Below are 25,144 nucleotides of genomic sequence, written 5' to 3' on the forward strand. Positions count from 1 at the left end.
CCTGCATCTCAAGGGAAATCCCGGTTGCGAGCGGAAGCGCTCAGTTGGGTTTGGTCAGGATTTTGTATCCGTACAATAGGCGAGGTCATCGATGGTTTCCCGCAATGCGGCGACAACTTCCTCGTAGAGTACCTGCATGTCCAGTTTGTGGCCGCCCCCATGGTGCATGGGGATCGCTTCGGCCTGGCTCAGGATACGGTGCACGACGTCCTTTGCGCGCTGTTCGGCAGTGCGTGAGGTGGACGTTCCGGCATTTGCTGGTGTCATGGTTTCTGCCCCGACATGATCACGATTGGGTGCATATGGGGACGGAAACCGGTGATATAAGGCTTTTGCCGAAGAAATGAGCCTCGTATTTTTGCCTATTGAACGCTCGGCAAAGAAACCGCGTCAGGCGTTGTCTTTTCGTGTCCTGATCTCTGCAAATATTTCCGCAGCAGACTTTCCGCTCATGCCGAGCGCGTCGGCTACGGAAGCTTCGCCCGCGCGCAGGAAGGGGTTTGTTGCCTTCTCGACAGACATGGTCGTGGGAAGCGTCGCTCCGCCGCTTGCACGGATCCGGCCGACCTCTTCGGCGCGCGCCTGCAGGTCGGCATTGCCGGGTTCGATAGTGAGCGCGAACTTCGCGTTTGCCTCCGTATATTCGTGGCCGCAATAGATGCTGGTGTCGTCGGGAAGCTGGTGAATGAGTTTTTCGAGGGACGACCACATCATTTCCTTGTCGCCCTCGAAGACCCGGCCGCAACCGAGCGAGAACAGCGTGTCTCCGGTATGGGCCATTCCGATTTCCGGGACATACCAGGAAATCTGATCGAGCGTGTGTCCCGGGGTTGCGATCGCCTTGATTTCGTACGGACCGCACTTGATGTGGTCGCCATCTTCCACCGTCCGGTCCAGCTCCGCGATCTTCTGCCGCGACCGCGCCGGGCCATAGACGGTTGCTCCGGTCGCCTGCTTGAGATCGCCCAGCCCCTGAACGTGATCCCAGTGATGGTGGGTGATGAGGATATGGGTGAGGTTCCAGCCCTTTTCCGACAGCGCTTTTTCGTAAGTGGTGGCCTCGGGGACATCGATGGCGATGGTCGTGCCGCTTTCGCGGTCGTGAATCAGCACACCAAAATTGTCGTTGAGGCAGGGAAACTGGTGGATCTCGGTTGTGTCGCTCAAGGCCATGTCGAAGGTTTCCGAAGTGATTGACTTGTTGTTTGCCACAGTGGCAAACAGGAAGCCGGAGGGCAAGACGGGAAGCGATGGCTTTCGGTCCGTGCCCGTACCCTAGCCAGTTCGGACCTGAATGTATCTCGACGTCGTTCATTTGCGCGCCTTTTACGATCTGCCGCTCGGGCGCCTGCTGCGCAGCCTGATCGGGGCGCCGATCCGCGAGATGTGGCCCGAGCTGAACGGGCAGCGGCTCCTTGGCGTGGGCTATGCCGGACCGTTCATGCGCCCCTATCTCGATTCGGCGGAACGTGCGATCGCGGCAATGCCGGCGCCCCAGGGTGCCGTGTCCTGGCCGCGCGAGCGCGACAGCGCCTGCACGCTCGTCGAGGACGCCAGTCTGCCCTTCCCGGACATTTCCTTCGACCGGATCATGCTGGTGCATGCGCTTGATCACTGCTCGGAACCGGAGGCGGTTCTGAAGGAAGCCTGGCGCCTGCTTAGTCCCGGCGGACGGCTGATTGCCGTGGTGCCGAACCGGCGCGGCCTTTGGGCACAATCCGAATTGTCGCCCTTCGGATACGGCCGTCCCTATTCGAGCGGCCAGCTGAAGGATCTGCTCAAGAGCTGCGAGTTCAATGTGGTCGACGACAAGGAAGCGCTGTTCATGCCGCCGTCGAAGGCGCGCACGATCCTGCGCGCCGCGCGCACCTGGGAAGGGATCGGCCGGCGGATCTGGCCTGTCTTCGGCGGCGTGCTTGTCGTGGAAGCGGAAAAAGTCGTCTTTCAGAGCCTTCCTGCCGACGGCAAGAAGAGCCGTCTCCGGGTCCTGCGCCCGGTGTTCATTCCCGAAGGCGTTGCCACGGGTCTGAAGCCCGTCAGGGCAGTGCGGTCCCAGAAGACAATTCTGTCACGTGAGGTGCCGGAAGGCTCGTGATGTGGGACCGGATCACCGTTTCAGCAGGAAAACGGCCTGTTCGGCGACGATGTTCCAGACCCACCAAGGCGCATTGACCGGGATCTTGTTGCCCTGCGCGCTCAGGGCGATCGCCTTTTCGACGTCCGCGTCCAGTTCGTGGCAGAGTTCCACGAAGTCGCGCAGCGAACAGAAATGAATGTTCGGCGTGTCGTACCACTCATAGGGCAGGTATTTCGTCACCGGCATCCGCCCGCGGAACAGGAGCTGCATGCGGTTGCGCCAATGGGCGAAGTTCGGGATCGAAACAATCACCTGTTTGCCGATGCGCAAAAGCTCGCTCATCACCTTTTTCGGCTCGCGCGTCGCCTGCAGCGTCTGGCTGAGGATGACCACGTCGAAGGCATCGTCCGGATAATCGGCGAGGTCCTTGTCGGCATCGCCCTGAATGACCGACAGGCCACGCGCGACACACCGGTTCACACCGGCCTGGCTCAGCTCCACGCCGCGGCCGTCAACTTGGCGTTCCCGCGCGAGATAATCCAGCAGCGCGCCGTCTTCCGAGCCGATGTCGAGCACGCGCCCGCCGAGCGGAACCAGCGAGGCGACGACCTTGTGGTCTCCGCGCACCTCGCCGGCGCGGGTCTGTCTGGGAGCCAGGTTCATGTCAGTCGGCCTCCCCCGGCGCAGGTATTCCGCGCGCATGGGCCGCGCCGGTCATGAAACCCTGAATGGTCTCGAACATTTCCGGCACGTCCAGAAGGAAGGAATCGTGCCCGCGGTCGCTTTCGATCTCCACGAAGGAAACGTTCGCCGCGGCCGCATTGAGCGCCTTGACCACGCTGCGGCTTTCGGAGGTCGGAAACAGCCAGTCGGACGTAAACGACATGACGCAGAACCGGGTCCTGGTGCCGGTAAAGGCCGCCGGCAGCGCCCCGCCGAATTCATGCGCCAGGTCGAAATAATCCATCGCCCGGGTCACGTAGAGATAGGAATTGGCGTCGAACCGGTCGACGAATGTCATTCCCTGGTGGCGCAGGTAGCTTTCGATCTGAAAGTCTGCGTCGAAGCCGAAGGTCAGCCGGTCCCGGTCCTGGAGGTTCCGGCCGAATTTCTGGTGCAGGGATTCGTCCGACATGTAGGTGACGTGCGCCGCCATGCGGGCGACCGCGAGGCCTTTTGTCGGCCGGACACCCTCACCGATATAGCCGCCGCCGCACCAGTTCGGATCCGCCATGATCGCCTGGCGCCCGACTTCGTGAAAGGCGATGTTCTGGGATGTGTGCCGCGCCGAGGCCGCGATGGGGACGGCCGCGAACACGCGCTCCGGGTAGCTCGCCGCCCATTGCAGCACCTGCATGCCGCCCATGGATCCGCCAATAACCGTAAAGAGCGTGTCGATGCCGAGAAAATCCACCAGCCGGGCCTGGGCGCGGACCATGTCCCGGATGGTGATCACCGGCAGATCAAGTCCGTAGGGGGCACCGGTTTCCACGTTGATCGATGCCGGACCGGTGGTGCCGAGGCAGCCGCCCAGAACGTTGGCGCAGACAACGAAATAGTGGTTGGTGTCGATCGGTTTTCCCGGGCCGACCATCAGTTCCCACCAGCCCGGCTTTCCGGTCACCGGGTTGGTCGAGGCAACATACTGGTCGCCGGTCAGCGCATGGCAGACGAGGATCGCGTTCGACTTGTCCGCGTTGAGCGCGCCATAGGTTTCGTAGGCAATCTGCCACGGTGCCAGCTGAACGCCCGAATCCAGTTCAAGCGGTTCATCCGCCGAAAAGCGCGCAAGCCTGCTCGACGGTGCCTCCGCTTCGTTCGCTTTCACATGGTCAAGCGCTTCCGGATTTTTGCTCTCAGTTGGCATGACAGGTCGGGCGTTCTTCTTGTATTAACCGGGGAACCTCGGGTGATGATGCTATACAGGACTGAACGTGCCCTAAATCCGGTTCGAGGGTTCGGGTTCGGCAAATCAGCCAGACGAGCGACCTAGCCGTGCGTGGCTCGATGAGTCAATGATTTCTTTTGCGTTTGGGCAATCACATGAATATGACTATGCGCCGCTGCACCATGAAACGAGGCTGGGACCCCAGATGCCGCAATCACCGGACGATGGCATGAAAACCGTCGATCTGCGCACCCGCGTCGACGAGATCGACATGCGCATCCACGAGGCCCTGATGGAGCGGGCGGAGGTGGAAACCGCGCTCCAGAATGCCGACAGCGGGACCGCGGTCGCAGCGCTGACCTACCGCCCTGATCGGGATGCGGACAGTGTCCGGCAGATGCTGGAACGGCACCGGGGCACGCTGCCGATCGCTGCGGTCGAACAGATCTGGCGCGACATTATCTGTGCCTGCACGCTGCAGGGAACCGAAACCGTCATTTTCCTGGACGGCGGCGCCGAGCTGATCGACATGCTCGACCTGGCCAGGTTCTATTTCGGGTTTTCGACGGAGCTCGACCCGTGCAGCGACGCCTCGGACGTCGTTGACGCGGTCGGCCTTTCATCCGGGAATGCAATCGGCCTCGTCGCCCTGAACGAGCGGGCGGACCTGCCTTGGTGGCGGGGGCTCAGCGAGACGGGCGCGCTCGTGAGGGCGCGCTTGCCGTTCGTGATGCTCGATGAACGCCCGGCCGATTTGCCGGCGCTGGTTCTGTCGCGGGCGGACAACCTTGTCGACAACACCGACGTTACGGTTTATGACGCGCGCTGGTCCGATGTTCTGCCCGGCAAGCTGATGGATCAGGGTATTGAAGTTCTTAGCTTTTTCCGGTCAGGTAGCGGTGTCGACGCATTGCTGGCGATATCGGGAGAACTGACCGAGGAAGATGCGCTGGCCGCCTGCACTGCAGCCGGGGCCAGACCGGACGTGCTGCGCCGGGTCGGCGGCTATGCCGCGCCGATCGACGGCGAAACCGATGGCGACGACGAGTTCGGCGGCGAAGAGCCGCAAGACTGAGCGGGAAGATGACGATGAGTGAAGCAGACGTGACCAGATCCGAGCGCCCGCAACCGCGCGCAGGTGTCATGGATATTGCCGCCTATGTTCCGGGCAAATCCAAGGGCACGCATGGCAAGACGCTGCACAAGCTGTCGTCCAACGAGACCCCGCTCGGTGCGAGCCCGAAGGCGAAGGCCGCCATTGAAACGGTCGCGCATAACCTTGAGCTTTATCCCGACGGTGCCGCCAACGAGCTGCGCGATGCCATCGCGGAAACCTATGGGCTGCACCCCGACCGCATCATCTGCGGCGCCGGTTCGGATGAAATCCTGAGCTTTCTCGCCTATGCCTATCTGGGGGCCGGCGACGAGGCGATCTATTCCGAGCATGGTTTCCTGATCTATGACATCGCGATCCGTGCGGCCGGCGCCACACCGGTCGTTGCGCCGGAAACGGATCTGAAAACCGACGTCGACGCCATCCTCGCCCGGGTGAGCGACAAGACGAAGATGGTTTTCATAGCCAATCCGAACAATCCGACCGGAACCTACCTGCCGTTCGAGGAAGTCAAACGGCTGCACGAGGGTCTGCCTGCACATGTGCTTCTCGTTCTTGATGCGGCCTATGGCGAATATGTGCGCAAGAACGACTATGAAAGCGGGATCGAGCTCGCGGCGACGTCCGACAACGTGGTCATGACCCGCACCTTCTCCAAGGTTTACGGGCTTGCCAATCTGCGCATCGGCTGGGGCTTCGGTCCGTCGCATATCATCGATGCGCTCAACCGGATACGCGGCCCCTTCAACGTCTCGGGCATGGCCATCGCGGCCGGGATCGCCGCGGTTCAGGACCGCGAATTCCTGACACGGGCCGTCGAACACAATGACGAATGGCTGCCCTGGGTGACCGCGGAGCTGGAAAAGCTCGGCCTGAAGGTGACGCCGAGCGTCGGCAATTTCGTGCTCGTCCACTTTCCCGACGAAGACGGCAAGCGGGCGGCAGATGCGGATGCCTATCTTCTGCAACATGGCTGCGTTCTGCGCCAGGTTGCGAATTACGGCCTGCCGAATGCCCTGCGCATGACCGTCGGCTCGGAAGAAGCGAACCGGACGGTCGTCGAACATCTGAAGACATTCCTGGGACAGGCCTGAAGGCAGAACAAGAAGACATGACTGGCGCTCCCATATTCGACCGGATGGCCCTGATCGGCATAGGCCTGATCGGTTCCTCGCTCGCGCAAGTGGCGCGGCAACGCGGCCTCGTGAACGAGATCGCCATTTCGACCCGCTCGGCCGCGACCCTGCAGCGCGCGGAAGAACTTGGCCTTGGCGACCACTACGCGCTGGATGCCGCAGAGGCTGTCGAAGGCGCGGATCTGGTCATTCTCTGCGTGCCGGTGGGTGCCAACGAAGCCGTTGCCAAATGGATTGCGCCGGCCCTCAAAAAAGGTGCGATCCTGACCGATGCGGGGTCCACCAAGGAATCGGTGGTGGAACAGGTGAGCCCGTATGTTCCGGACGGTGTGCACTTCATTCCGGGACACCCGATCGCCGGTACGGAACATTCGGGTCCGGATGCCGGCTTCCCGACCCTGTTCGACCAGCGCTGGTGCATTCTCACGCCGCCGGAAAACACGGATCCGGACGCGCTTGCCAGGCTCAAAGCCTTCTGGGAAGGCTGCGGATCCGATGTCGATCTGATGGAGCCCAAGCATCACGACCTGGTTCTGGCGATCGTCTCCCACCTGCCGCACCTGATCGCCTACAACATTGTCGGCACCGCCGACGATCTGGCCACCGTGACCAAATCGCAGGTGATCAAGTATTCCGCATCTGGGTTCCGTGATTTCACGCGCCTGGCCGCGTCTGACCCGACCATGTGGCGGGACGTCTGCCTGAACAACAAGGAAGCCATCCTTGAGATGCTGGCCCGGTTCTCTGAAGACCTGTCCGCCATGCAGCGGGCCATCCGCTGGGGTGACGGCGAGATGCTGTTCGACCTGTTCACCCGCACCCGGGGCATCCGGCGCTCGATCATCGAGGCGGGTCAGGAAACAGACGCGCCGGACTTCGGCCGCCATGCGGCCGGAACCCCGGTCAGTTCGACCGACTGACGATGAAATCCGCCAGCGCCGACAACGTGCGGGCGCTTTCCCGGTAGGGTGCCAGCAGCTGTTCGGACTCCTGCAGAAGTGTCTTCAGTTCGGCATGGGTCTTTTCCGCGCCCCAAAGGCCCACAAGCGTGGCCTTGCCCGCTTCGGCGTCCTTGCCGGTCGCCTTGCCCATGACTTCCGGGCTGGCCTCGACATCCAGAAGGTCGTCGGCCAGCTGGAAGGCCAGCCCGATCACTTCGCCGAAACGTGTCAGCCTGTCGATGTCGTCATCGGATGCGTCGGCGACGATGGCGCCCGAGCGGCAGGCATAGCGCAGGAGCGCGCCCGTCTTCATGGACTGGAGCAGACGGATTTCCGTTTCCGAACGGTCCCGGTGTTCCGATTCAAGATCGAGCATCTGGCCGCCGGCCATGCCGCCGACACCGGCTGCCCGCGACAGTTCTCTCGACAGCCGGAGCCGGACGGCGGCATCGCCGTGAACGGTTTCGCTGCCGACGACATCAAACGCGAGCGTCAGCAAGGCATCGCCTGCCAGGATCGCCGTTGCCTCGTCAAAGGCCTTGTGCACGGTCGGTTGTCCCCGGCGCAGGTCGTCGTCATCCATGGCCGGAAGATCGTCATGGATGAGCGAATAGCAGTGGATGAGTTCCAGCGCGCAAGCTGTCTGCAGAACGCCGTCATCATCGCGGCCGAACAGTCTGGCGGCCTCGACGACAAGGATGGGCCTGAGGCGTTTGCCGCCGTTGAGCGCGCCGTGACGCATGGCGTCGACCAGCCGGGGTGGGCGTGCTATCTCACCGGACAGCGCCGCCGGGTCCAGGATGTGTTTGAGAACGGTTTCAATCCGGGCGCCCTGTTCGCTCAGGTGCTGCGTCAGCTCAATCGTCACGAGGTACTCCAGACCGTATTTCCGGCAATTGCAAAGTTCGGCTTTCCCTGAGACCAATTCTTTGTATCGTCAAGACCGGAATTTCAAAAAATAGATCGACCGGCTAGTTTGACCAGCCACATACCGCGCCCGGATCGGGCCATCACCTGGAGACCCGCACATGAAATTGCTGTCGAACCTGTTGCGTTCCTTCATCAAACGGGGCCGCATGCGCGTCATCGACGTGACGGGAAAGGTTCACGCGTTCGGCTCCGGCGAGGACGGTCCGACGGTGACCATCCGTCTGCATGACAAGAAGCTCTACACAGCGCTGTTCCTGAACCCGGAACTGGCCGCAGGCGAAGCCTACATGGACGGCACGCTGACGATGGAAGAAGGGTCGACCTGCTACGATTTCATGTTCCTGTTCTCCATCAACAGGGCGCCCCTCGGCGCGCATCCGGTGCAGGGCCTCCTGCGCAAGGGGTGGAAGGCATTTCGGCGGCATCAGCAGAAAAACAGCGTCGAACGCGCCAAGAAGCAGGCCCGGCATCACTACGATCTTTCGACAGACCTTTACCGGCTGTTTCTTGACGAGGGCCTGAACTACAGCTGTGCCTACTACACCGACCCGGACGTGAGCCTCGAGGCGGCGCAGGACGCGAAGCTGACGCACCTGGTGGCCAAGCTCGACCTGGAAGATGGCATGGAGGTCCTGGAAATCGGCGGCGGCTGGGGATCGCTGGCGATCAGGATGGCGGAGGCCGGAGCCCGCGTCACGTCGCTGAACGTGTCGCCGGAACAGGTCAAGATCGCGGAAGAGCGGGTCAAGGCGGCGGGCGTGGAGGACCGGGTCAGGTTCGTGCTCAAGGACTACCGTGAATTCGAAGGGCAGTTCGACCGGATCATCTCGGTCGGCATGATGGAACATGTCGGCATCGGTCACCTGGATGACTATTTCGGCAAGATCCGGGAGTGCCTGACGGATCGCGGTTATGCGGTGGTCCATTCCATCGGGCGCATGACGCCGCCGGGCACGACGGGGCCGTTCATCAGGAAATACATTTTCCCCGGCGGATACGTCCCGGCCCTGTCCGAAGTCTTTGCATCGACCGAGCGCCTCGGGTTATGGGTCTGCGACAACGAGATCCTGCGGCTGCACTACTACTACACGATCCGGGACTGGCGCATCCGATTCGAGGAGAAGCGCGCTGCGGCGGCCGGGCTTTACGACGATGCCTTCTGCCGGATGTGGGAGTTCTATCTGTGCGCGGTCGAACTCGGGTTTCTGCACGGCTCGAACATGGTATTCCAGCTGCTCCTGTCGAAGGAACGCGATGCCGTACCGATCATCCGCGATTTCATTCAGGACAATGAACGGAAGTTGAATGGGACGACGTAAGGCGGCAGCCGGGAGCGGCAAGGGCTCTTCCCGGGACACCCGCAAAAAGCGTTCTTTCTGGCAAAGGGTCCGGCGGCGGCTGTTGCAGCTGCTGATGCTTGTGATCCTGTTGCCGCCCGTTCTCACGATTGTCTATTCCGTCGTCCCTCCGGTCAGCACCCTGATGCTCGCCCGCTATGTCCAGTTCCTCTGGGTTGACCGGCAATGGGTTCCCCTTGAGGAGATTTCTCCCAACCTCGTCAGATCGGTCATCACCTCCGAGGATAGCGGGTTCTGCACCAATGACGGCGTGGAATGGGAGGCGCTCCAGGACCAGGTCGAGGCGCTCAGCGAGGGCGAACGCCCCCGGGGGGCCAGCACGATCACCATGCAGACCGCGAAGAACCTGTTTCTTTGGGGCGAACGCTCCTATGTCAGGAAAGCGCTTGAATTGCCGCTTGCGCTGATGCTGGACGCAATCCTCACCAAGAGACGGGTTCTGGAAATCTACCTCAACATCGCGGAGTGGGGCGAAGGCATCTTCGGTGCAGAGGCCGCAGCGCAGGCCTGGTTCGGCAAGCCGGCGAAGGACCTGACGCGGACCGAAGCCGCGCGTCTGGCCACCGCACTGCCCAATCCGCTCGGCCGCAACCCTGCCAATCCGTCCGCCGGGCACCGCCGTCTGGCGGCGACCAATCTCGCCCGTGTCCGGTCTTCGGGCCCGATTTTCGGCTGTGTTCTGGCCAATTAACCCTGATACAAGGCGGATCAAACGGTTGCGCCTGAAATTGACCGAGAATTTTTTGTGTTTGGGGTGGCAAAACGCCGGCGTTGCCTGTATAACGCCGCGCATTCCAACACGCTGCGTGACGCCACGCCCCGGGCTGACCCGGTCCGGGCCGCGCGGTTATGGACCACGGAGAAAAACAAAATGGCAGTTCCAAAGAGAAAAACCTCGCGTATGAAGCGCGGTTTTCGCCGTTCTACGGACGCCCTTAAGCAGCCGACTTACGTCGAGGACAAGGATTCAGGCGAACTGCGTCGCCCGCATCACGTTGACCTGAAGACCGGCATGTACCGGGGCCGTCAGATCCTTTCCCCGAAAGAAGACGCATAAGCTCTTCCGCAGGGTGGATCGCCGCTTGGCAAACCAGATTGAGGCTGGCCTTGTTTCGACAGGCCGGCCTTTTTCGTTTGTTTTGAAGTCTTGCCTTGAAATCGTGTCTTTGATCGTGTCAGGTCGGCGCACTCCGCCCACCCCGTGTCCGCCTTTGCCGGGAGCCGCGCCATGCGCCTTTTTTCCGCACTTCCCTTCACGCTCTTCTCGCTGCTAATCTACAACGCGCTTGCTTTTACGACGGGCGCGGGCAATCCGCTGTTCTGGTCGGAGCCGATGATCTCGATCGCGATGGTTTCCGGCGCAACGTTCGAACTCCTGGCGAGCGATCTGCTGATCACGCTCGGCCTGTTCTTTCTGTTCATCGAAATCCTGAAGGCAACGCGGATCGGCACGACGGCGCTGCTCGATCACATGTTCTCGGTTCTGGTCTTCGTCGCCTACCTGGTCGAGTTTCTGGTGTTGCCGCAGGCGGCCACGTCGCTGTTTTTCATCCTGATGGTGATATCGCTGATCGACGTGATCGCAGGCTTTTCGATCTCGATCACCGGCGCGCGCCGCGACGTCTCTTTCGGGCACGGCGGCGAGCATCTTTAACCCTGAGCATCAGGCGTCCTTGGCCTCGTCGGTGATGGCGTATTTCTGGATCAGGGGAAGCTGGGTCAGGGTGAACACCAGCGTGATCGGCATGATGCCGAACACTTTGAAGCTGACCCAGAAATCCGTCGAGAAACTGCGCCAGACGATCTCGTTGATCGCTGCCAGCACGAAGAAGAAGATGCCCCAGCGAAAGGTGAGTTTGCGCCAGCCCTCGTCCGTCAGCTTGAAGGCACTGTCGAAGACGTAGCCGAGCAGCGCCTTGCCGAAGAAGAGGCCGCCGAGCAGGACGGACCCGAACAGGCAGTTCACGATGGTCGGTTTCAGCTTGATGAAGAGTTCATCATGCAGCCACAGCGTCAGCGCGCCGAAGACCAGGACGACGACGCCGGAAACCAGCGGCATGATCGGCAGGCGGCGCGTCAGCCACAGAGAAACGGTGAGCGAAATCGAGATGGCGACCATGAAGGCCGCCGTTGCCAGGAAGATCGGCTCGCCGATGACCTGCAGAACCGGAAACGCGTTGGCAATCTGTTCGCCGCGCGAGTTGAACAGGAAGAACACGCCGAGCGGACCCAGTTCAAGCGCCAGCTTCAGGAGCGGTGACAGCTCCTTTCGGGTCGGATCGTTCGGGTCGTGTTCCAATTCCATAGTGCAGATGCTCCTGATCAGGTGTTCCCGGGAAATAGGGGCAAGGGGGCAGGCGGGTCAAGGTTTTTGGTGAGAGATAGGCCCGGTTGCCTGCTGACAGATAAGTGAAACCCGCCTCTTGGCGAACCGACAGGGCCGTTTCGTGACAACTTGCCGGAAACCTGCACGGCGCCTGCACACGGCCGTGGTTCATTCGGAGCCGTTTCTTCAGCGTGTCTTGCGATCTGCAATGGATGGCCTTTTGAGTTTCTTGCTGCTTTTTCTGACCATCAGTGCCCTGCTGACGGCTCCGCTGCATTTCTTCGGCTGGAGGTCCGCGCTCAAGCTTTGCGCCTGCGCGGTCTTCGGGTTTTCGCTTTTCGGGCAGCTGAACCCCGGCACCTCCGAGGCACGACTGCTTGCCGGACTGGGTGCCGTTGTCTTCATCGTCGGGTTTGCGGGCAGCAGCCTGGTTCGGGGCGGCCTTGGCGGCCTCCACCTGCTCTCCGGCGACGAAGGACCCTGTCCGGGCGGTACGCGAGAATTGCCGGTTTGGGCAGAACTGGCCGCGGGACTTTTCTTGTCCGTCACCATCACGTTTCTGGTCTTTGTCGCCTTGTCCTGGTCGATGCAAAGCGCGTCCTATCCCTTGCTGATGCATCTTGGCCTGGCGGTTCCCGGTGCCTTGCTGGTCTGGGTGTGGTGGGCACTGGATTGGCGGAAGCCGACCAGGGCCGACGGTCTGCGCCAGACCTGTCTCGGATGCGGCCTGTCGCTGCTGCTGCTGACGTCCGGCAGCTGGTTCTGGTATCCATTGACAGTTCAGGCGGCGGTGAAAGACACCGTCGGTGACGCTTCGTTCTGCCTCTGGAACTCCGATACGCGGAAGCTGATGGAGAGCTGGGATGCGTTCACGTTTCTGACGGCACCGAAGCGGACGAGCGATTCCCACTTCCTGCTGGCGTCCGGCGACGGCCACATGTGGGCGTGGAGCTATTACAGGTTCGGTTTCGTTCCCAACACCAAATACAAAGGTAGGGCCTGGTTCACTGTTGAGTGTGCCGACGCGCCCGATCTGAAATCGGCAGAGTAGATGCCAAGCTATTGTTTCCGCCCGGCGACCACGTGGATGTTCAGCAAGGCGAAGAAGCGGTGGTTCTTGTCGCGGCCTTCCAGGTCCGCGTAAAAGGTCTTCGCTTCGGCTGCCGGGATTTTCTCCTCTAAAACACAGCGCTGAAGGGTTTCGGTCAGGTCGAAGATGATCTCGGCGTCGGCAAGCCTCTTCAGCAGGATGGGATGAACGCTGTGGTGGGTAATGGTGAGGTGGCCACCAACGAGATCGACAAGCTCCCGGCCGATCATCGGATTGAGAAACCCGTTTCTGAAGGCGTTCTCGGCATGGCGTGAAATTTCGGCGAGATCCGACCCGATGACGAAACTGCTCCAGTCCGGCTCCGAGGCGCAGACAATGCCGCCGGGGCGCACGATCCGCGCCATTTCGCCGATCGCCGCTGCGGGATCCGGGATGTGCTGGAGGGACCGGTCGATCCGCGCTGCGTCGAACAGATCCGGATCGCATCCAAGCCCATGGATGTCGCCCTGGCGGACGGTGATGGACGGGTCCGCGTCCCCCAGTACGTCGGTGACGTGGTGCTGTGCGGCCTTGACGAAACGGTCGCTCAGATCGAATCCGGTGACGCTGCCGCCAGGAACCAGCTGCTTCAACCGCGGCAGATCGAAGCCGAGGCCGCAGGCGAGGTCGGCAACCTTGCTGTCCGGGCCAAGGACCAGCGCCTCATAGGAGGTTCTCTTGTAGGTCTGGAAGTCCGGCAGGTGTTCCATCAATGACAGGCAGATCTCCAGCTTTGCGAGGTTGGCGGCATTGTCCACCTGTCTGAAACCGTCTGCGAGAAAGGTCATGGCACTATCCCTGCGCTGAAGTCATATGCCTTGCCGGCCGGAATCTGCTATCTATCAGGCAATCGAGCTGAAAAGAACACACGGGTCCTCGAAATGCGCGCAATCCTTTGCCTGATCCTGCTGATTGGCCTCATGCAACCGGCATGGGCGGTGAAACAGGTGAACTGGCAGGATCTGATCGACCCGGTCGCGGCTGATTTCGATGATCCCTTCGCCGCGCTCGGTCTCGCCGAGCTGAGATCTCTCGGTACGGTCCTGCGGTTGCGCAAGCTGCTCGCCGATCCCGGTCTTGAAAGTGATGCGCGGGCGGATGCCGCAGATCGGCTCGATCGCGAAGAGGCGAAACTTGCAGCGTCCGGCGTCGACACCGATGGTCTTTTGTCCCGCCGGCAGGAAATCGGCCGCAAGCGCGCGGAAGCGGTGATGGCGGGCAATCCCGATCTCGACGGCAGGCGCATCTCGATTCCCGGCTATGTCATTCCCGTTCTCGGCGCGGAGAACGCGGCCTCCACCGGCTATCTCGTTCCGGAACGGGGCATGTGTTCCCACACGCCCGCTCCCGACCCGAACCAGATGATCCGCTACACGCTGGCGACCGACTGGACGGCCGATTCCCTCTACGAACCGGTCGAACTCGTCGGCACGCTCAGCATCAGGCCGACCCGGCAGGAGATCACCCTGATCGACGGGCAGGTGGAGATGATCGCCGTCTTCGACATGCAGGTCACAGCAGTCGTCCCGCGCGCGCAGAAAGAACCCGGCACGGCAGAGAGGTCCTTTCTCCACTTCAAGCCTCCGCAGACGCGCTAGGCATCTGCGGACAAGCGTGGGTCACCTGGCGTGCTGATGCCACATGTCCGTGACCACTTTCCAGCCGTCTCCGGACGGCTTGAGCACGAAGAGATAGGTTCCGGTCGCATCCATGCCGACGCTTTCCATTTTGGCGTCGACTGACCCGATCATGACGGCAAGCGTGCCGTCGTCGGAGACGAAGAGCGTGTCTATGGAATGGGTGACGTCTCCCTTGTTGGCCGTGACGAACTCGAAGAGTTTCCTGGGTTCTGCAAGGCCTTCGACCGCGGGCTTGCCCTGCTCGATCCAGATCGTGTCATCCGCGTAGAGCGACAGGACGGCGTCCGCATCGTGATCTGCCACGGCTTCATTGAAGCGGTCGTTCAGGCGTTTCAGTTCGGTAACGGGATCGGCGCGGACATCGCCTGCCGAAAGAAGGGGGCCGGCAATCGCCGTTACGACTGCAAGCTTGATGAGAGATTTTCGGACATACATCAGTTGGTCTTTCGCGTGATTCATCTTCTGAAACGAGGTGTCTTTCGGCCAACGGAAAAGAAAGGTTCAGGCCGCATTTGTCTTTGGTCGTGTGACGATCACTTCGCGGGTGATCTGCCAGCGGTTCCTTTCGCGCAGCAGATCGATCCCAAGCGTGATCTGCATGTCGGGCCCGGTCAGCTCATTCTGCCGCGAGATCAGGACGTGGGCCTTGTCGCCGTCGACCGAGACATGATGAAATTTCGCCCAGGTTCCGATGGTGCCGTTGTTGGCCTCCAGGGCCGAGCGGATGATGTCCCGGAACTCCGCCTTGCCCGACACGCTGACCGCATCGTCCGGATCGAGCATGATGACCTGCATGTCGTCGTGATAGATCTCCTCGAGGATCGCGGAGTTGTTTTCGGCGACGTTCTCGATCAGGCGCTGAATGACGGCCTTGATTTCCTGCGTGGTCGTTTCAGATGTTGTCATGATGCGTCCCCCTGACCGGGTAGTTGTTGGCCGGGTTCTTGATGAAATTCAGTCCCATGAGCATCGACGACAGGGCCGGCCGCGCGAAGGGCGCGTTTGAAATGTCGACGACCTGAAGCTCGCCCGCACCATTGACGACAAAGAGCCCAGGCTCGGCGAAAGGGCGGTCGGTCTCTTCGGCGGAACGCGGATTGGAAACATAAAGACCGAGCGTTTGCATTTCACCGACACCCAAACCGATGCCGATGGGAAAGCTTACGCCCGCCTCGCCGGCCTGATGCGTGGCGCGATCTTCCGGGTCGGCCGACGCCGCCACGACATCCACGCCGATCCTGCTCAGCTCGGGCGCGATTTCTTCAAGTTCCGTCAGGTATCTGGTGCAGATGGGGCAGTGTTTGCCGCGATAGATCACGATCATCTGCCAGTCGTGCCCGTTTGCCGGCGTTCCGAGTTCCACTGTTCCGCCACCCAGGCGGGACAGGGTGATTTTCGGGAAGGCCTGACCTACAAGAGGTTTTGAGTTTGTCATCAGGGGCTCCGTGATATATATAATGACCGATACATAAATATCGGAGCGCAACAGAGTCAAGAGATATATATTGACCGATACAAAAAAAATGGGTCGCCCGCGGACATTTGATAGCCGGCAGGCGCTGACGGCTGCCATGAACGTGTTCTGGGCGAAGGGCTATGACGGTGCTTCGCTGAAGGATCTGACCGGAGCGATGGGCATCAGCGGGCCGAGCATGTATGCCGCGTTCGGTGACAAGCGGGAACTCTTCCTCAAGACCATCGACCTTTACGGAGACGTCGACGGGTGCGCGCCCGTTGTCATGTTCGAGAGCGAACCGGACATCCGGATTGCCGTGCGCGGGTTTCTGGAAGAGGTGATCACCTACGCAACGGCCCATGAAAGCGGGGCGAAGGGATGTTTCCTTGCCTCGAGCGTGTCGGCGAGCATCGGCGAAGTCGAGGGTGTCAAGGAGCGTGTCGAAAAGGCGATCGAAGACACGGACAAGCGCCTTGCCTCCCGGTTCGAGCGGGAAAAGGAGAACAAGGTACTTCCGGAAGATTTCCCCTCGCTCGAGCGCGCCCGGCTTCTTTACGATATCAGGCAGGGCTACATGTTCCGTGGCCGTGCCGGGTGGACGGCGGAGGCCATGCGCCGGGACCTGGATCACCGGGTCAGCATGATCCTCGCCTGAGGCGACGTATCGCGCCGGTGCCCGGGATCGCATTCACAGGCGGGTCCGGTCTTGATCCCGACAACCACGCCATAATTGCCAAACCTGCCCGGGGCACGCATTGTGTCGGTATACTTATCGTAAGGTAAGGTTTGACGCCTGCCTTGGGGGAGACCGGCCATGATGCTGTTGAAAATTGGTTCGCAAGGCGAGGCCGTGGAGCAGGTGCAAGGGGGCCTGAACCACGCAGGTGCCTCGATCTATCCGGAGTTGGAGACGGACGGGAACTTCGGCGGCAAGACCCATGCCAGGGTGGTCGAGTTCCAGGGCAAGAACGGTCTTGCCAAGGACGGCATCGTCGGACAGCAGACGAAAGGGGCGCTGGACAAGTTCATCGAGGCTTTCCTCAACCACATCAAGACACTGACGCCGCCAGCCGATGAGCAGGCCGCGCGCGACCGTATCGTCGACATAGCGCGCAAGATGCATGCAAGCCATGGCTGGCGACTGTCCGACCAGCTCGGCGCCGACCGCCAGCGGATCGCGATGAACTATCAGGCCGACAGCACCACCAAGGAACGCCAGGGCGGCGCCATCCTTGCCCAGATCGCCATGCTGACCGGCAACCCCGGTATCCAGGCGCATCGATGTCTTCATATTTCGGACACCGACGTCCAGCGCTATGCCGCCGCGCTGCCGCCGATGGATATCGGCAAGTGGTGCGGCGCGTTCGTCTTTGCCGTCTACAAGCTTGCCGGGCTGAAGATCGGGTCCTGGCCCATGGTGAGCACGGCAGCGCCAAAACAAGGAAAGCCAACGCTGTTCACGACCGTGACGAAGGCGTCGGACGTGAAACCCGGCGACTACGGGGTTGCGAACTGGGGCAAGGACCCGGTCACGAAGAAGCCGGGTGAAAACCACCACTTTCTCGTGGTGAAGGTCAACGGCGACCAGCTGACGACAATCGAGGGCAACGTCAATTTCCGGGTCAATGACACGTTCGCGCCGCTCACCATCGTGCAGCGCGACAAGTACTCGATCCACGGCATCATGAAGGACCCGCAAAAGGACAGCGGCTTCGGCCGGCCGATCTGGTCAAAGGTGCTTTGAGCAGGCGTTGCCGAACGGCTAAAAAAAAGAGCGCCCCGTAGGCGCTCCTTTCAGATTTGAAGATGTCCGCAGACGATCAATCAGCCGTTGGCGACGTATTGGCCGCCGTTGATGGTCATGACCGCGCCGGTCATGAAGGCGGAGGCGTCGGAGGCCAGGTAGACTACGGTCTGGGCGATTTCTTCCGGGTGGCCGAGACGGCCGACCGGGATGTTGGAGACGATCGACTCCAGCACCTTTTCCGGCATGGCGGCAACCATGTCGGTGTTGATGTAGCCCGGGCAGACGCAGTTCACGGTGATGCCCTTGAAGGCGTTTTCCTGTGCCAGCGCCTTGGTGAAGCCGATCACGCCGGCCTTGGCTGCCGAGTAGTTGGTCTGGCCCATCTGGCCTTTCTGGCCGTTGATGGAAGAAATGTTGATGATGCGGCCGGAGCCGCGTCCGCGCATGCCGTTGATGACCGGATGGGTCATCGTGAACATGGAATCCAGGTTGGTGGACAGCACGGCGCGCCACTGGTCGAAGTCCATCTTGTGGAACATGCCGTCGCGGGTGATGCCGGCATTGTTGACCAGCACCTCGACCGGGCCGAGTTCGCTTTCGACCTGGGCAATCCCGGCGGCGCAGGCTTCGGGGTCGGAGACATCCCATTTGTAGACATGGATACCGGTTTCCGCCTTGAAGGCTTCCGCCTTTTCGGTGTTGCCCGCGTAGGTGGCTGCCACGGTGTAGCCGGCGTCCTTCAGCCCGCGCGAGATTGCCTCGCCGATGCCGCGTGTTCCGCCCGTGACCAGTGCGACCTTGCTCATTCCCCTTCCTCCTGACTACCAGTTGGCCTCTTGGAGCTTTGCTCCCGGCTCTTCAACAGAGTGTTTTGTTCAAAAACTTCGGTGCTTGGACCACGGCCGGACGGTGCCGGCCATGATCCTTGTCAATTCCGTGCGATCAGCGCTCCAGGCACATGGCAACGCCCATGCCGCCGCCGATGCACAGGGTCGCGAGACCCTTCTTGGCGTCGCGGCGGTTCATTTCGTGCAGCAGGGTCGTCAGAATGCGCGCGCCCGATGCGCCGATCGGGTGGCCGATGGCGATCGCGCCGCCGTTCACGTTGACGATGTCGGGGTTCCAGCCCATGTCCTTGTTGACGGCGCAGGCCTGTGCGGCAAAGGCTTCGTTGGCTTCAACGAGGTCCAGGTCCGCCGCCGCCCAGCCGGCTTTCTCCAGCGCCTTGCGGGAGGCGGGGATCGGACCCGAGCCCATGATGGCCGGATCGACGCCGGCGGTTGCCCAGGAGGCGATCCGGGCGAGCGGCGTCAGGCCGCGCTTTTCAGCTTCGGCCGCGCTCATGACGAGGATGGCGGCGGCGCCGTCGTTGATGCCGGACGCGTTGGCGGCGGTGACGGAGCCTTCCTTGGTGAAGGCCGGGCGCAGCTTGGCAACGCTCTCAAGGGTCGCGCCGTGACGGATGTATTCGTCGTCCTCGACCACTTTCTCGGCCCGGCGTTCCTTGACGGTCACGGGCGTGATCTCGTCCTTGAACTTGCCGGCTTTCTGGGCGGCCTCGGCCTTGTTCTGCGAGGCGACGGCGAATTCGTCCTGCTGATCGCGGTTGATCTGCCATTTCTCGGCAACGTTCTCCGCCGTCTGGCCCATATGGTAGCCGTTGAAGGCGTCCCACAGACCGTCCTTGATCATGGTGTCGATCATCTTGTAATCGCCCATCTTGTAGCCGTTGCGCATATGCGCAGCATGGGGCGACAGCGACATGTTCTCCTGACCGCCGGCCATCATGATCGTGGCATCGCCGGTCTGGATCTGCTGCGCTGCAATAGCAACGGTGCGCAAACCGGATCCGCAAACCTGGTTCAGGGTCCAGGCGGATGAACTGTCGGCAATGCCGGCATTGATCGCGGCCTGGCGTGCCGGGTTCTGTCCCTGCGCGGCCGTCAGAACCTGACCGAACACGACTTCGTCGATGTCTCCGCCTTCGACGCCGGCCTGTTCCATGGCGGCTTTCATGACGATTGTGCCCAGGTCATGTGCCGGAACGTTGGCGAACGAGCCGTTGAAAGACCCAACAGGCGTGCGGGTTGCGCTGACAATAACGATATCTGTGGAAGCGCTCATACTACTCTCCAGGACTGATGGCCGAATGGCCGTAGACGGACGGTGCCTAAAGGGCACTTTTCGATCCTCAATTATGGGAGGACTAGAAACTGCCCGGGATACGGTGTCAACCGTAACAGCCCTTATCCGGGGGGTCTTTTCGCATTTGCGGCATAATCCTTTCGTCAGCGCACATAAAAAGAGTGGCACGATCCGATACGATTGGCTTAGTCTCTTTGTCGGAGGAGGCGGCACGTCGGCGAAAGCACTGTCGTCACATGGAAAACTAGCCGTAAGGCTGACAGGCGGAAATGACGAATGGCTAAGACAACCGAGCCTACAATCATCAAGAAATACGCCAACCGGCGGCTCTACAACACGGGCACCAGCACTTATGTCACGCTTGAGGATCTTGCGGTGATGGTGAAGGGAGAAGAAGACTTTGTGGTCTACGACGCCAAAACGGGGGAGGACATTACCCGGTCGGTGCTCACGCAAATCATTTTCGAACAGGAAGGCAAGGGCCAGAACCTTCTGCCCGTCACCTTTCTGCGGCAGCTGATCCGCTTTTACGGCGACAGCATGCAGGGCCTGGTTCCGAGCTTTCTCGAGTATTCGATGACATCGCTCACCAAGGAACAGGAAAAGCTGCGTTCGCAAATGAGCGAGGCATTCGGGGCGACCGCTTTCGACGCCATCGAGGATCAGGTGAAGCGAAACACCGAGATGTTCGAGCGGGCCATGAAAATGTTCATGCCGTTTCCGACCGGTGAATCGGGAAATTCCTCGACTGCCGGATCAGCACCCGCCGCCGATGCCAAGAAGAGCGCATCCGGCCCGGGCGAGCTCGATGACATGAAACGGCAACTGGAAGAAATGCAGAAGAAGATCAACCAGCTTTCGGACAAATCCTGACACCCGGACAAGGTTGTCGATCAGAATGAATGCCGGCAGGAAGCGGGTTGCCGCTTCCTGCCGTTGTTTTGCCGGGCGCTGTTTTCACCCTTGAGCGTCAGCCGCAATCGGCGACCAGACCGGCCGTTTCGATGCCGGCCACGGCGCAGGCTTCGTCGTTTTCGGATGTGTCGCCAGTAATGCCGACAGCGCCGAGTGTTTCACCTGCGTCATTCCTGACCAGCACGCCGCCCGGCACCGGTATGATGTTGCCGCCGGCGGCGCCGTTGAGCGCATTGACGAAGTGAGGACGCGTTTCCGCGTTGGCGTTCAGCCACCGGGTTCCGGTGCCGACCGCAAGCGCGCCGTTCGCTTTGCCGGTCGCGATCTGGGGGCGCAGGTTGGACGAGCCGTCCTGCCGCTTCAGGGTCACGGTATGACCACCTGCATCCAGAACGACAACAGTGAGCGGCTTCAGGCCCAGCTCGGCCGCTTTTGCAAATGCGGCGGAAGTGATGGTCTCTGCCGTTGAAAGTGAAATGCCATTTGCCATTGAATGTCGTCCTTTTGAAGGTTCATAACGGGGCGGGGCAAACACCTTTCTCAAGTCGCGCTACGTACGGCACCAGCCGCGCTCGGCTGTGTGCGCCCCATTTGCATGTTTGCGCATTTGCCGGTCACTCCTTAAGGTGCTGCCCTCAATCAGGGCTTGCTAGCAGACCGGAGCGCAGGCGAATAGGTGGCTTCGCCGAGAAACTTCTGCGGCGAAACGGAACAAGTGATGTGAAATTCGGGTTGGAGGAATTCAGTGAAGCGTGATTTTCAGGCCCCGGGCCGCTCGCCGGTCTTTGCGCGTAACGCGGCGGCTGCAACCTCTCACCCCCTGGCGACAAGCGCCGTTCTGGAAGTTCTGCAAAGCGGCGGCAATGCCGTCGATGCGGCAATCGCCGGGGTGGCCGTGCAATGTGTCGTCGAAACACACATGACCGGCATCGGCGGCGACTGCTTCGCGATCGTGACCGAGCCCGATGGCCGGCTCACCGGTTTCAACGGGTCCGGTGCGGCACCAAAAGCCGCGTCGCCCGAGCGTCTCGCGGAACTCGGTGTGAAGGAGATTACCGATACGTCTGCCCATGCCGTCACCGTGCCCGGAGCCGTCAGGGCGTGGGAAACGCTGCTGTCGGCCCATGGCACGCGATCCTTCAAGGAGCTCTTCAAGCGCGCCATCGAGTATGCCCGCGACGGGTTCCCCGTGGCTCCGAGGGTTGCGCGCGACTGGGCGCAGAACGTTTCAAAGCTCTCAGAGGATGAAATCTCTGCGGCGCGCTACCTGATCAACGGCGCGGCACCGGAAACCGGCACCATCTTGAAATACCCGCATCTGGCCGACACGCTCGAACGGATCGCGGAAGGCGGCGCGGACGCTTTCTACAGCGGCGACATCGCCCGCGACATCGTTTCGGCGCTCCAGGCCAAGGGTGGCCTGATGACCGAAGACGATCTTGCCGCCTGTCACACGACCGCTGTCGCCCCGGTCATGCGCGACTACAAGGGCTACTCGGTCGCCGAACTTCCGCCGAACGGGCAGGGCGTCATCGCGCTTGTGATCCTGGGGATTCTCGAAAAGTTCGATCTGGAAAACATGGACCCGCTCGGCCCGGAACGGTTTCACCTGGAAATGGAGGCCTCGCGCATCGCCTACGCGGTCCGGGACAAGTTTGTCACCGATCCCAATTACATGGATGTGTGCCACACGCGGCTGATCGGGTCAGACTATATCGAGCAGCTCGCGCGCCTGGTGTCGCTCGAGAGCCGCACCTTCCCGATTCCCGAGACCTCCCTTTCGCCGCAGACAGACACGGTCTATCTGAGCGTTGTCGACAAGGACGGCCTTTCGGTTTCCTTCATCAATTCGCTGTTCAGCGATTTCGGCTCGGGGATCGTCGCCCCGGCAAGCGGCGTGCTGTTGCACAGCCGCGGCAGGTCGTTCAAGGCCGCGCCGGGACACGCCAACTCGATCGATGGCGGCAAGCGGCCACTGCACACGATCATTCCCGCCATGGTTCTGAAGGATGGTGCCCCGTTCCTGTCGTTCGGCGTGATGGGCGGACAATACCAGGCCTGCGGCCACGCGCATCTGCTGACCAACATCATCGACTACGGCATGGACGTGCAGGCCGCGATCGACTTTCCGCGCATGTTCTTCGATCTGGATACCCACGACCTCCAGGCGGAACGGCTCGTGCCTCCGTCAACCATCGACGGCCTGAAAGCACGCGGCCACACGGTCGTTCCAGCGCCCGGTCCGATCGGCGGCAGCCAGGCGATCATGATCGACAAGGCGCGTCATCTCCTGACCGCAGGCTCCGATCCGCGCAAGGACGGTCACGCCGCCGGTTACTGATGCAAGGACGCCTTGTGATCGTTCGCGGACCGTGAGGACGGGCCGGCTGCGACATCAGATGCATTGTTTGACCTCCATGCACGATGTTAACTGCAGCCGGGCGCGACCGATAACCACGAGGTAATCATGTCTCATCTCACGAGACGCGAGCTGCTGATCGGCAGCTCTGCAACCGTGCTGGCTGCTTCTGCCGGGGCATTCGCCGCCGACAGGGCTCTTGCAGGCACGCATGCCCTGACCCTGTCGCATCTCGACTACGGCATACTCCCGGACACCGTCACCAAAGGCATGATGAGCTTTGCAGTGGACGGACCGCCACCGGTGCTGCGGTTCAAACAGGGCGAAGCGGCCGCGGTCGACGTGACCAATAAACTCAACGAAGCATCCGTCGTTCACTGGCACGGGCTGCGCATTCCCAACGGCATGGATGGCGTTCCCTATCTCACCCAGTACCCGATCGAGGCAGGTGACCGGTTCCGATACGAATTTACGCCACCGGACGCGGGCACCTTCTGGTATCACCCGCATTGCAACACGCTGGAGCAGATGGCGCGGGGACTGACAGGTGTGCTGATCGTCGAAGAGCCCGAAGATCCGGGTTTCGACAGCGATCTGCCGCTCAATATCCGCGATTTCCGGCTCGGGGGCGACGGGCAGTTCATTGCCCTCTTCAAGGCACGCAGCGCGGCGCGCGGCGGAACTCTTGGCACTGTGTCGACGGTCAACTGGAAGGTTGCTCCGGATTTCGATCTTCAGGCGGGGAGCCTTGTGCGCCTGCGCCTTGCCGTGACGGATGTTACCCGGGTTGGCAGATACGAGATCGAAGGCGGCGAAGCGATGGTGATCGCCATCGATTCCAATCCCCTTCCGGTTCCCGTGCCGGCCCGTGATATCGAGCTTTCACCCGGTCAAAGGGCCGATATTGCGCTGAGGGTTCCGGACAACGAGGATGATACCGTCCGGCTCGTTCTCAAGCGCAAGTTCGATCAGAAGGTTATCGCGCATTTCCGTCCGCGCGGAGGCAGCGTCAAGCGGGACTTGCGCGAATTGACCCCGCTGCCCGCCAATCCGGTGCCCGCGCCGGACCTCAACAACGTGGAAGTGATGGAGTTCGTCTTTGGCTGGTCTCCAGAGGGCGATGCGCCGCAGGCCAGCATTTGCGGAACGCTCGGCTATACGTTCTGGTCGATCAACCGGAAGGCCTGGCAGGGCGACGTGCCGGGTCCGCTCGACCCGCTGGCGACGTTGAAGCTCGGCAAGACCTATGTGCTGAGACTGCGCAACGAGACCCCCAACGATCACCCGATACACCTGCACGGCGTTTCGTTTCAGCTGCTGCGTTCAAACAAACGCAAACTGGCGCCGCTCGTGACCGATACGGCGCTGCTGCAATCGCAGGAGACGATGGATGTGGCTCTTGTTGCCGACAATCCGGGTGACTGGGCCTTCCACTGCCACGTGATCGAACACCAGAAAACCGGTCTTGCCGGTTTCCTGCGGATCGAAGACTGACGCGGAGCTACGCGGAGAGCGAGACGGTATGAGTCCGCTCGTCGTCTTCATAGGCGGACGCGGCGGCGTATTGCCGGACATGGTCTTCGCGTTCCAGCAGAGTTTCATGATGAAATTCGCGCCCGGCCAGCAACTGCGTTGCGTATTCCGCGTCGGCACCATGATAGGTGTTCCGCAGTGCGGCGGAGGCGACGTGGACGGGAACCATCGGAAGATCGGAAAACTGGCGTGAAACCGACAGGGCGTCTTCCATCTGTGACACCGGTGCATCGAGTGGCTTTTGGCGTGTCCGCATCGCATGGACGGCGGGAACAGGTGTGACAATCATAATCCATACTCCGTGTTGGGCCAGACCGTGGCCATCGTGTCGGAGGTCCGGTGTTTCCGGATCTGGGTTCAATATAGGTATCGAATCAGCCGGCAAATGTGCTGGAGATCACTTATGTGCCGACTTGACGCAGATTTGCCTGCCACGTGAAAAAAGACCCGGAGCAAGTTGCTCCGGGCCAGGAACTCCAGTGGTACTTC

29 protein-coding genes are annotated in these 25,144 nt (G+C 61.3%); 15 read left to right on the forward strand and 14 right to left on the reverse strand.

Going from position 1 to position 25,144, the window contains the following annotated elements:
* Positions 1 to 54: 54 nt before the first annotated feature.
* The gene (locus ACO08A_RS11505; RefSeq protein ID WP_422041194.1) at positions 55 to 267 is read right to left on the reverse strand and encodes a hypothetical protein; all 213 of its coding nucleotides are present in this window, start codon (positions 265 to 267) and stop codon (positions 55 to 57) included.
* Positions 268 to 390: 123 nt separating this feature from the next.
* The gene (gloB, locus tag ACO08A_RS11510) at positions 391 to 1,173 is read right to left on the reverse strand and encodes a hydroxyacylglutathione hydrolase (RefSeq protein WP_422041195.1); all 783 of its coding nucleotides are present in this window, start codon (positions 1,171 to 1,173) and stop codon (positions 391 to 393) included.
* Positions 1,174 to 1,294: 121 nt separating this feature from the next.
* Here gloB and ACO08A_RS11515 point away from each other — a divergent pair, with 121 nt between their 5' ends.
* The gene (locus ACO08A_RS11515) at positions 1,295 to 2,095 is read left to right on the forward strand and encodes a class I SAM-dependent methyltransferase (protein ID WP_422041196.1); all 801 of its coding nucleotides are present in this window, start codon (positions 1,295 to 1,297) and stop codon (positions 2,093 to 2,095) included.
* 12 nt (positions 2,096 to 2,107) lie between these two features.
* Here ACO08A_RS11515 and metW read toward each other — a convergent pair whose 3' ends face one another.
* Together metW and metX are read right to left on the reverse strand one after the other, a co-directional pair.
* A complete protein-coding gene (gene metW, locus ACO08A_RS11520; protein WP_421980326.1) occupies positions 2,108 to 2,740 on the reverse strand; it encodes a methionine biosynthesis protein MetW in 633 nt (210 codons plus the stop codon).
* A gap of 1 nt (position 2,741) precedes the next feature.
* A complete protein-coding gene (metX, locus tag ACO08A_RS11525; protein ID WP_422041197.1) occupies positions 2,742 to 3,944 on the reverse strand; it encodes a homoserine O-acetyltransferase MetX in 1,203 nt (400 codons plus the stop codon).
* 250 nt (positions 3,945 to 4,194) lie between these two features.
* On the opposite strand from metX, the gene ACO08A_RS11530 reads away from it, so the two are divergent.
* The 3 genes from ACO08A_RS11530 to ACO08A_RS11540 are packed head-to-tail and all read left to right on the forward strand — an operon-like array spanning position 4,195 to position 7,135.
* A complete protein-coding gene (locus ACO08A_RS11530; protein WP_422041198.1) occupies positions 4,195 to 5,040 on the forward strand; it encodes a chorismate mutase in 846 nt (281 codons plus the stop codon).
* Between the two features lie 14 nt (positions 5,041 to 5,054).
* Positions 5,055 to 6,173 carry a histidinol-phosphate transaminase gene (gene hisC / locus ACO08A_RS11535; protein WP_422041199.1) on the forward strand — a complete coding sequence of 373 codons (1,119 nt, stop codon included), beginning with the start codon at positions 5,055 to 5,057 and terminating at the stop codon, positions 6,171 to 6,173.
* Between the two features lie 17 nt (positions 6,174 to 6,190).
* Complete coding sequence (locus tag ACO08A_RS11540) at positions 6,191 to 7,135, forward strand: prephenate/arogenate dehydrogenase family protein (RefSeq protein ID WP_422041200.1); 945 nt, start codon at positions 6,191 to 6,193, stop codon at positions 7,133 to 7,135.
* On the opposite strand, the gene ACO08A_RS11545 is transcribed toward ACO08A_RS11540, so the two are convergent.
* Positions 7,119 to 8,024, reverse strand: coding sequence for a polyprenyl synthetase family protein (locus ACO08A_RS11545; RefSeq protein ID WP_422041201.1), 906 nt, complete (start codon positions 8,022 to 8,024; stop codon positions 7,119 to 7,121). The genes ACO08A_RS11540 and ACO08A_RS11545 overlap by 17 nt on opposite strands.
* Before the next feature lie 160 nt (positions 8,025 to 8,184).
* Between ACO08A_RS11545 and ACO08A_RS11550 the strand changes: the two genes are divergently transcribed.
* The 4 genes from ACO08A_RS11550 (at position 8,185) to ACO08A_RS11565 (ending at position 11,098) form a co-directional block, all read left to right on the forward strand.
* Positions 8,185 to 9,405, forward strand: a complete 1,221-nt coding sequence (locus ACO08A_RS11550) for a class I SAM-dependent methyltransferase (RefSeq protein ID WP_422041202.1) — start codon at positions 8,185 to 8,187, stop codon at positions 9,403 to 9,405.
* Complete coding sequence (mtgA, locus tag ACO08A_RS11555; protein WP_422041203.1) at positions 9,392 to 10,135, forward strand: monofunctional biosynthetic peptidoglycan transglycosylase; 744 nt, start codon at positions 9,392 to 9,394, stop codon at positions 10,133 to 10,135. The genes ACO08A_RS11550 and mtgA overlap by 14 nt, the downstream gene beginning before the upstream one ends.
* Before the next feature lie 180 nt (positions 10,136 to 10,315).
* Entirely contained in the window at positions 10,316 to 10,501 is a 186-nt protein-coding gene (rpmF, locus tag ACO08A_RS11560; protein WP_306142215.1) for a 50S ribosomal protein L32, read from the forward strand.
* 171 nt (positions 10,502 to 10,672) lie between these two features.
* Positions 10,673 to 11,098, forward strand: coding sequence for a hypothetical protein (locus ACO08A_RS11565; RefSeq protein WP_422041204.1), 426 nt, complete (start codon positions 10,673 to 10,675; stop codon positions 11,096 to 11,098).
* Positions 11,099 to 11,107: 9 nt separating this feature from the next.
* Here ACO08A_RS11565 and ACO08A_RS11570 read toward each other — a convergent pair whose 3' ends face one another.
* Positions 11,108 to 11,749, reverse strand: coding sequence for a septation protein A (locus ACO08A_RS11570; RefSeq protein WP_422041205.1), 642 nt, complete (start codon positions 11,747 to 11,749; stop codon positions 11,108 to 11,110).
* 241 nt (positions 11,750 to 11,990) lie between these two features.
* Here ACO08A_RS11570 and ACO08A_RS11575 point away from each other — a divergent pair, with 241 nt between their 5' ends.
* Positions 11,991 to 12,821 (forward strand): hypothetical protein, encoded by an 831-nt coding sequence (locus tag ACO08A_RS11575; RefSeq protein ID WP_422041206.1) that lies wholly within the window; start codon positions 11,991 to 11,993, stop codon positions 12,819 to 12,821.
* A gap of 8 nt (positions 12,822 to 12,829) precedes the next feature.
* On the opposite strand, the gene ACO08A_RS11580 is transcribed toward ACO08A_RS11575, so the two are convergent.
* Complete coding sequence (locus tag ACO08A_RS11580; protein ID WP_422041207.1) at positions 12,830 to 13,648, reverse strand: methyltransferase domain-containing protein; 819 nt, start codon at positions 13,646 to 13,648, stop codon at positions 12,830 to 12,832.
* A 93-nt stretch (positions 13,649 to 13,741) separates the two neighbouring features.
* On the opposite strand from ACO08A_RS11580, the gene ACO08A_RS11585 reads away from it, so the two are divergent.
* The gene (locus ACO08A_RS11585; protein ID WP_422041208.1) at positions 13,742 to 14,458 is read left to right on the forward strand and encodes a DUF3299 domain-containing protein; all 717 of its coding nucleotides are present in this window, start codon (positions 13,742 to 13,744) and stop codon (positions 14,456 to 14,458) included.
* Between the two features lie 21 nt (positions 14,459 to 14,479).
* Here ACO08A_RS11585 and ACO08A_RS11590 read toward each other — a convergent pair whose 3' ends face one another.
* The 3 genes from ACO08A_RS11590 to ACO08A_RS11600 all read right to left on the reverse strand — a co-directional run bounded on the left by ACO08A_RS11590 (position 14,480) and on the right by ACO08A_RS11600 (position 15,935).
* The gene (locus tag ACO08A_RS11590) at positions 14,480 to 14,935 is read right to left on the reverse strand and encodes a YybH family protein (protein WP_422041209.1); all 456 of its coding nucleotides are present in this window, start codon (positions 14,933 to 14,935) and stop codon (positions 14,480 to 14,482) included.
* 66 nt (positions 14,936 to 15,001) lie between these two features.
* Positions 15,002 to 15,406 (reverse strand): nuclear transport factor 2 family protein, encoded by a 405-nt coding sequence (locus tag ACO08A_RS11595; protein ID WP_422041210.1) that lies wholly within the window; start codon positions 15,404 to 15,406, stop codon positions 15,002 to 15,004.
* Positions 15,393 to 15,935: a redoxin domain-containing protein gene (locus ACO08A_RS11600; protein WP_422041211.1), complete on the reverse strand. Its 543-nt coding sequence runs from the start codon at positions 15,933 to 15,935 to the stop codon at positions 15,393 to 15,395. The genes ACO08A_RS11595 and ACO08A_RS11600 overlap by 14 nt, the downstream gene beginning before the upstream one ends.
* 70 nt (positions 15,936 to 16,005) lie before the next feature.
* On the opposite strand from ACO08A_RS11600, the gene ACO08A_RS11605 reads away from it, so the two are divergent.
* The gene (locus ACO08A_RS11605; RefSeq protein ID WP_422041212.1) at positions 16,006 to 16,611 is read left to right on the forward strand and encodes a TetR/AcrR family transcriptional regulator; all 606 of its coding nucleotides are present in this window, start codon (positions 16,006 to 16,008) and stop codon (positions 16,609 to 16,611) included.
* A 159-nt stretch (positions 16,612 to 16,770) separates the two neighbouring features.
* Positions 16,771 to 17,700 carry a peptidoglycan-binding domain-containing protein gene (locus ACO08A_RS11610; RefSeq protein ID WP_422041213.1) on the forward strand — a complete coding sequence of 310 codons (930 nt, stop codon included), beginning with the start codon at positions 16,771 to 16,773 and terminating at the stop codon, positions 17,698 to 17,700.
* A gap of 80 nt (positions 17,701 to 17,780) precedes the next feature.
* Here the strand turns inward: ACO08A_RS11610 and phbB are convergent, their stop codons facing one another.
* A complete protein-coding gene (gene phbB, locus ACO08A_RS11615) occupies positions 17,781 to 18,509 on the reverse strand; it encodes an acetoacetyl-CoA reductase (RefSeq protein WP_422041214.1) in 729 nt (242 codons plus the stop codon).
* A gap of 136 nt (positions 18,510 to 18,645) precedes the next feature.
* The gene (locus ACO08A_RS11620) at positions 18,646 to 19,827 is read right to left on the reverse strand and encodes an acetyl-CoA C-acetyltransferase (protein ID WP_306142204.1); all 1,182 of its coding nucleotides are present in this window, start codon (positions 19,825 to 19,827) and stop codon (positions 18,646 to 18,648) included.
* Positions 19,828 to 20,124: 297 nt separating this feature from the next.
* Here ACO08A_RS11620 and phaR point away from each other — a divergent pair, with 297 nt between their 5' ends.
* On the forward strand, positions 20,125 to 20,721 hold the full coding sequence (gene phaR / locus ACO08A_RS11625; RefSeq protein WP_422041215.1) for a polyhydroxyalkanoate synthesis repressor PhaR: 597 nt from the start codon (positions 20,125 to 20,127) through the stop codon (positions 20,719 to 20,721).
* Between the two features lie 97 nt (positions 20,722 to 20,818).
* Here phaR and ACO08A_RS11630 read toward each other — a convergent pair whose 3' ends face one another.
* Complete coding sequence (locus ACO08A_RS11630) at positions 20,819 to 21,253, reverse strand: GlcG/HbpS family heme-binding protein (protein ID WP_422041216.1); 435 nt, start codon at positions 21,251 to 21,253, stop codon at positions 20,819 to 20,821.
* 255 nt (positions 21,254 to 21,508) lie between these two features.
* On the opposite strand from ACO08A_RS11630, the gene ggt reads away from it, so the two are divergent.
* Positions 21,509 to 23,104 (forward strand): gamma-glutamyltransferase, encoded by a 1,596-nt coding sequence (gene ggt, locus ACO08A_RS11635; protein WP_422041217.1) that lies wholly within the window; start codon positions 21,509 to 21,511, stop codon positions 23,102 to 23,104.
* Between the two features lie 126 nt (positions 23,105 to 23,230).
* Positions 23,231 to 24,616 (forward strand): multicopper oxidase family protein, encoded by a 1,386-nt coding sequence (locus ACO08A_RS11640; RefSeq protein ID WP_422041218.1) that lies wholly within the window; start codon positions 23,231 to 23,233, stop codon positions 24,614 to 24,616.
* Between the two features lie 7 nt (positions 24,617 to 24,623).
* Here ACO08A_RS11640 and ACO08A_RS11645 read toward each other — a convergent pair whose 3' ends face one another.
* Entirely contained in the window at positions 24,624 to 24,944 is a 321-nt protein-coding gene (locus ACO08A_RS11645; RefSeq protein ID WP_422041219.1) for a hypothetical protein, read from the reverse strand.
* Positions 24,945 to 25,144 lie beyond the last annotated feature (200 nt).

This window comes from Roseibium sp., assembly GCF_965232425.1.
GTDB lineage: Bacteria > Pseudomonadota > Alphaproteobacteria > Rhizobiales > Stappiaceae > Roseibium.